The organism is Microcoleus sp. AT8-B5, from assembly GCF_036705565.1.
Taxonomy (GTDB): Bacteria; Cyanobacteriota; Cyanobacteriia; order Cyanobacteriales; family Microcoleaceae; genus Microcoleus.
In genome coordinates this window covers 158,120-165,048 of record NZ_JAUBUY010000008.1, presented here as the reverse complement: position 1 = coordinate 165,048, position 6,929 = coordinate 158,120, and the positions used below count along the sequence as shown (strand labels likewise).

Genomic DNA, 6,929 nt, shown 5'->3' with positions numbered 1-6,929 from the left:
GGCGTCCCGCCCGTCATGAGTGGACGGGCGGGACGCCCATCCCACAATCTTGTGGAAGTTATTTAATTCTCATTCCTTAGACTGCGACTGGTGCGGGTGCAGGCTACCTTACCATTCGGGTAAAATCACGCCGTGATAGGCATAAATCGAAACACCGTCGGCCAATTGTACCGCTGGTTTTCCTTCGGCGTGCAAGCGGTGGTTGCTGTCATGGCACGACCTCCTTTAACTATATTTATAGCAATTTGAATTCACCAAAGTTTGCCAGCACATTGGTATGGTGTGTCCGATCCCAAAAAAGATATTTAAATCGAAACGATAGATTTCTGACGCACCATACAAGTTGATTTAACTATTATATTATCCTTGAAATGTGGCAACCGAAACCCGATCGCGCCCTGCTTCTTTCGCCCGATAAAGTGACTCATCGGCCATTGCAATTAGCTCCCCCGGCTGCGATTTCGCCCCCGGAATGCAGCAAGCTACACCCAAACTCAGCGTTACATATTCGCTGACAGCAGACTTATCGTGAGCTATGTGCAAACCCCGCACCTGTTGTGCGATCATTTCAGCTACGGAAGTGGCACCTTCAATATCGGTATTCGGCAAAACTACTACAAATTCTTCTCCACCGTAACGCGCTACTAAATCTGCCGCTCGCTTTACCGAATGCTGGATCACCGTCGCCACTTGCCGCAAACATTCATCCCCCGCTTGGTGCCCATAAGTGTCGTTGAAAAGTTTGAAATAATCAATGTCGCACATAATTAATGACAGCGGTGCTTCTTCCCTCGCCAAACGCCGCCATTCCGTATCGAGGTATTCATTAAAAGAGTGGCGGTTTCTTACCTCAGTCAAACTGTCGTAATTGGCCAAATACTGCAAGGCTCGATTCACTGTTTCTAACTGCTGTTTCTGCTGCTGCAACTGACGGTTGAGCTCCGCCAACTGCTGTTCGGCTGAGTGCGATCGCAACAAATTTCTCACCCTCGCCAGCAATTCCCTCTCGTCAAAAGGCTTTGAAATGTAATCGTCAGCACCCGCATCCAAACTTTCGATCCGAGCGTCCATCCCCGATCGCGCTGTCAAAAAGATTACCGGAGTAGATTTCAATTCTGGCGTGTTCCGAATCTCCTTGAGCAAATCCAGTCCGTTTTGTCGGGGCATGATTTGGTCGCTCACAATCAAATTTGGCTGCAAACTTTTTGCTTTTTCTAAACCTTCAACCCCGTCCCTCGCCACAGCGACTCGATAGTACGGAGTTAATAAAGTTTGGAGGTAAGCCAGCAGAAAATTGTTGTCTTCTACTACCAGCAACAGCGGTAATTCTCTGCTGTCACTTGTTAATTGTTCTAGATAATTTTTGTCGTCAAAACTGTTAGGTTCCGGCAGCGTGGCCTGGGGTGTGGCCGCCCGGATATTTCCCGAACCCCACTCTCCAGATCCGAATCCAGTCAGTCCAGCCAATTGGGCGATCGCACTCACCAACTGATTCGCTTCCACCGGCTTCGACAAATGCCTCTGAAACCCCGCCTCCAGCGCTTCGGCCGAATCTTGTTCCTCAATCCCTCCCGTCAGCGCCACGGCCGGCAGTAGTTCCCTGTGCTCGGACATTTCCATGGCTCTGATGCGGCGGATTAAATCGCAGCCGTCGGCTCCCGATACCGTCATATCGCTCACCAACACGTCGGGGCGCGACTGTTGCAACTCCGCCATCGCTTCGGCGGCGCTACCCACCGCTGTTACCTTGGCTCCAAATGCTTCGAGGCCAGTTTTGAGAAATTGCCGGATTTCGGCGCTGCTTTCCACCACCAGGACTTGCTTTCCCGCTAGGGGTTTGGAAACCGATCCGGGTCTGCTTTCGCTTTGGGCGATCGCAGCAGTGCGATCGTCGGGTGCATTTTTGTTGGCGCCCGGTAGCAGCACATCAAAGGTCGCCCCCTGACCGAGACCGGGACTCGAAGCCCAAACACTTCCCCCGTGCAGTTCCACCAACTGTCGCACAATTGAGAGTCCGAGCCCAAGCCGATTTTGTTCCTTGTTCTGGAAGTTGTCTGCAGGGCGGAAGTAGTCAAAGATGTGCGGCAGAAATTTGGGGTCGATGCCGCAACCGCTGTCGCTGACCCGAATCAACACGCCCGACTCAGTAGGCTCGATCCGCACTTGAACTGGGTATGGTGTGGATTCTGGGGTGAATTTGATGGCGTTGGCCAGGAGGTTCCAGACTACTTGCTGCAAGCGTTCTGCATCCGCCAAAACGTAGCTGACGGCGGGGTCGAAATGTTTTTCTACGCGGAGGTTTTTAGCATCGGCGGTGGGACGGAGGGTGTCGATCGCAGATTCCACGATCGACGGGAGGTGAACTTCGCCGATGTTCAGGCACACTTTCCCCCGCAGCAACCGCGAGAGGTCGAGGAGATTGTCTATTTGCCTGTTTTGTAATTTGGCGTTGCGCTCGATGATTTCCAAAGCGCGGGTGGTGGTGGCTTCGTTTAAATTGCGGGATCGAGCTAGCTGCGCCCATCCCAAAATCGCGCTCAGGGGCGATCGCAGTTCGTGGGAGGCGATCGCCAGAAATTCGTCTTTTGCCCGGTTGGCTTCGGCTTGGGCTGCTTCCACGGCTTTGCGATCGGTGATGTCGAATCCGATCGCCAAATACTGACAGGGTTTTCCCTTACAGTCCAACAGTGGAACTACTGCTGCGTACACCCAATAATCACTTCCATTCTTGGCTTTATTCTGAATGTCTCCTTGCCAAACTTCACCTTTGGCAACAGTTAATAGCAGATTTTTGATTATTTCCGAAGATTTATATTCCGAATGGAGGATGCCGAAGTGGCAGCCGATTAGTTCGGCTTGCGAATAGTTGGAGATTGAGCAAACTCGATCGCTGACATAGTTGATAATTCCTCGCGCGTCAGTCCTCAGCGCCAGTGTCGATCGGTCGATCGCTCTTTTAAAATCTAAACATTCTTGTAGCGACCAATCTAGTTCTTTTGTCGTAGAAAATTGACCGAGCCGATCGGACGCGTTTTGTTGCGGGCGATCGGGCTTATCCTTACTCCGTTGTTGGATTTCCATTGCTTCTATTTTCCCCTGACGGCTGACACCTAATCTACTCGCATCCTGATTCATTATCACAATTTTCTTTCCCGCACCGGCGGGTGTAATATTTTGTATCTCTTCATCTTCCTGACAAATTGGCAGGTACCACATCCACTCGGGAGTCACCTTAATTTTTGTTTATAGTTGGCTAAAGTTTGTCAATCTGAGGACTGATTTTTTCATGTCTAGCCGATCGTCGGCTGCAGGCTCATTCCTTTTTATCTGGTATCTTTTATATTTTACTAAGGGGAATCACTGATAATTTTATGGTGTGGATCACACACCGACAGTTGCATTCTTGTTTAAAACTGGTATCATAACCGTCAACTTTTTGCTCACAATTACTCCTAGTATCTGGCACAAAGTCTGGTCTTCGGCAGGCTTTCGCGTCTGTGGCATTCTGCCTCATCTGCACTGAAGGAGATATATGTGCAGGGCTAGACAGTTCCCAAATCACGGGCGGGTTTGGGCGCACAAAGTCCCTGTCTGGCGATCGTCCCTAACTTCTTTTAAATTATTTTCTTCAACATCTTGACAGGTCTGTATATTTTTTGTATTATCAAATGTAATATGCTTTCAGAGAAGACAACCGGCAAACTGCCTTGGTGCACTCAACTATTAACAATTTGAGGAAAATCGTCTGTGAATTTAGACGCTGTACGCGAACAATTTGAACAAACAGCCTTTGATTATGACCAAGAATTTCTTCATGTGGTACCCGCCACGTGATTTATCAGTGGAATCAATCCCAAATCGAAAATCGAAAATCACTTATTGCCCCCGCATTTATCCGTGGGGTCGCCTCTAAAATCTAAAATCTAAAATCTAAAATCGATTGACGGCTTAATTCCTCGCCTCATTCCGCGCTATCGCGAGCAACACGATGTAATATTGCAGTTAATCCCTTCTGAAACGAATGGTAACATAAAAGTTCTGGATTTAGGCGCGGGAACTGGCATACTGTCGGCTATGATTCTGCAAGCATTTCCTCAAGCAAAAGTCCTAGCCTTTGACATGGCCCAAAATATGCTGAAAACTTGCCAAACTAACTTGTCAGCTTTCGGAGAACGGCTGACCTTGCAGCAAGGAAATTTCGCCGAAGATGATTTCGGCAGCGGTTACGATGTGGTAGTTTCTGGGTTGGCAATCCACCACCTCGACAGCGCAGGTAAACAAGAGCTATTTCACAAACTTTTCCACTCCATGAATCCAGGGGGAATCTTGCTAATTCGAGATATTGCGACAGGTGCTACCCCAAAGCTGACTGAGCAATACGAACAGTTGTGGCGGCAGTACATGAAAGCTAACGGAGAAGACGATGCAGCCTGGTTTCAAAAATATCGAGAAGAAGATATTCCCTCCTCTGTGGAAGAGCAGACAAAGTGGCTTGCAGAAGCTGGTTTTGCCGACGCAGGATGTCACTGGCGCTATCTAAATTTTGCTGTTTTTGGCGGAGTTGTCCCCAGGTAGAAGGCCTTCGGCAAAATGCAGAGTTTTGGATAATTATCAAAAGATAAAACTCGTGAAAATTGCACCCAGAACAGTTTCTGGTTCCCGGTCGCCTAACCTAATTATGTAGGTGCGTAAGGCCGCACCTTACCGCTATAATTCGCGCGTAAGACCATTTTTTACGTCCGGGAAGCATTTTCCGGAAACCTGTTTAGTCAGGTTCACTCAAGCGCCCTCTGGCAGTGCAAACAGATTCAACAAACCCGCACCCCATCAACAAGATAACCCGCTATTGAGATTTTGTAAAAGGTGATTTAAAAGCTCAATAAATAAAGTAAAACTATGAACGATTCTCGATTAGTAAAAATCAGCAGATATCTCAGCAAACACCTGCGTCACGCGCCCTCGCGCATCGGCATTGAACTCGCTCCCGGTGGCTGGGTTCCTGTTAGCGAACTCCTCGATGCGTGCCAAAAAAATAACTTTACCCTTCAGCTTGCAGAACTCAAAAAAGTAGTCGCGCAAAACGACAAGCAGCGCTTTTCATTTGACTCCACAGGCACTCTAATTCGTGCCAACCAAGGACACAGTGTAGAGGTTGACTTGCAGTTAGAACCCGCGGTTCCCCCGGATATTTTATATCACGGAACAGGTAGCACCGCCGTCGAGTCTATTCTCACTCAAGGAATTAGGAAAATGTCGCGGCATCATGTTCATTTGTCCGTGAATATCCCGACGGCGCGCCAAGTAGGTGCAAGACACGGCATCCCGGCCGTCTTTACTGTAGATGCCGCAGCAATGCAACGCGACGGTCATACATTTTACTGCTCGGAAAACAAAGTGTGGTTAGTAGATTTTGTGCCGCCAGCTTATCTCAAAATAACTTGATAATTTTCCTTCTTTTTGTAGAATGTGTGCCACAAAAAATGTAAAATAAGAGTAAGTAGGACTTTGGCAAAATGAGTGCGGAATATATGGGCGATCGCGAAAACAATTTTCATCAAAACAATTCTCAAAATAGAGGTCTGCTAGGCTCTGGTTGGCGACCTTTTTACCGTCAATTTGATTGGCAACACCTGGTACATTTAGCGTCTAGCGACCCCCAAGAACTAGCTCAAAAAACTTTAGGTGCAGCTAGCGATATTGCCGACGCAATGGGAAGACACCAATATACTTGGTGGGCCAATATTTTAAATGTATTTTCGGAAAATACTCGCTACGAAATTGATGAATTTTGGGATTACATTACTCCGCAGCCAGTTTACCCGGATTACCGCTACAAAGATGTTTTAGTTACCGAAACGCCTGTGGTGCAATTGGTCAGCCGCGCTAGCATTCCCATCGACTACGTTCTCAACAAACTCCAAGAAATTACTGTTTTCAAAGTTCTGGATTTGCTAGGGAAACCGGATGCAATTACCCAGTCTTTTATGGAGAGACATTTTTCTTATCCCCCGGAGCGGTTTGTTAGCTGGGAACGCTTGGAAGTTTTGGGTACTGTTTATGCTTCTTGGGATCGATTCGGCTGCTGGCTGCAAATTGACAGCTACGACAGGGGAAGACGCTGTTACACTCTGATTTGCCAAGATATGGCGCCGCTAGTTAGCAAGGCAACTTATAATTTAGCGGTGATTCTGGGCGGGTACAAAAGCCGCGTCGGACAGGTTCACAGCCAGTTCCCAATTCGCACGTTTTCTGCGGAGGTTCAAAGTTTTACTGATACAGTTCAGCAGGCAATTTTGGATCAAAATCAGTTGGCTGTTTTGGTTAGTGGCGAACCGGGAACAGGCAAAACTGCTTGGACGCAAGCGGTAGCCAAGGAAATTTTAGTGCCGCTGGGTTATGTGATTTTTATCTTAGACCACGATGCTGTGGAAAATTTTGTGCCACCGAGTTATTTGGAGCGGATTTGTATTATTATCAATGAGGCTGATAATTTGGCTCAAGATCGATCGACTGCAGAAGCACAACGCACTAACAAAACCGAACATATTTTGAGTTTGCTGGATGGCACTTTGTATCAAAGCGTTATCGACGAAAACGGCATTCAATTTCAGCAAAAACTCGTAGTTTTGATGACTTGTAACACGACGGAAAGATTAGATCCTGCAATGTTACGGAAAGGGAGAGTGGATTTTACCAGTGAATTTACGCACAAATTTGTTTGAGCGCTATCTTGGATTATCAAGCTATCTGGCGATCGCACTGGCTACACGATCTCATAGTCGGGGGACAAAACAGAGCACTCCAGTCCCCTCCGACTATTCCGGCGGCGCCGACGCGATCTATGCCTAATGGTCAAACAGCAGGCGGGCACTAGATTTGCTCTTAAATTGACACTAATGCCTATAGACATATCCCCATCAAAAATGATA

General features: G+C 47.7%; 4 protein-coding genes. 3 read left to right on the top strand and 1 reads right to left on the bottom strand.

Translation table 11 applies throughout. The features are described from left to right. Positions 1-360 precede the first annotated feature (360 nt). Positions 361-3,231 (bottom strand): diguanylate cyclase, encoded by a 2,871-nt coding sequence (locus QUB39_RS08355; RefSeq protein ID WP_333055909.1) that lies wholly within the window; start codon positions 3,229-3,231, stop codon positions 361-363. 765 nt (positions 3,232-3,996) lie between these two features. Between QUB39_RS08355 and QUB39_RS08350 the strand changes: the two genes are divergently transcribed. The 3 genes from QUB39_RS08350 (at position 3,997) to QUB39_RS08340 (ending at position 6,722) form a co-directional block, all read left to right on the top strand. Beyond that, positions 3,997-4,575 carry a class I SAM-dependent methyltransferase gene (locus tag QUB39_RS08350; protein ID WP_333485044.1) on the top strand — a complete coding sequence of 193 codons (579 nt, stop codon included), beginning with the start codon at positions 3,997-3,999 and terminating at the stop codon, positions 4,573-4,575. A 321-nt stretch (positions 4,576-4,896) separates the two neighbouring features. Beyond that, complete coding sequence (locus QUB39_RS08345) at positions 4,897-5,442, top strand: RNA 2'-phosphotransferase (protein ID WP_333208122.1); 546 nt, start codon at positions 4,897-4,899, stop codon at positions 5,440-5,442. Between the two features lie 71 nt (positions 5,443-5,513). Beyond that, the gene (locus QUB39_RS08340) at positions 5,514-6,722 is read left to right on the top strand and encodes an AAA family ATPase (protein ID WP_333208121.1); all 1,209 of its coding nucleotides are present in this window, start codon (positions 5,514-5,516) and stop codon (positions 6,720-6,722) included. Positions 6,723-6,929: the final 207 nt, after the last annotated feature.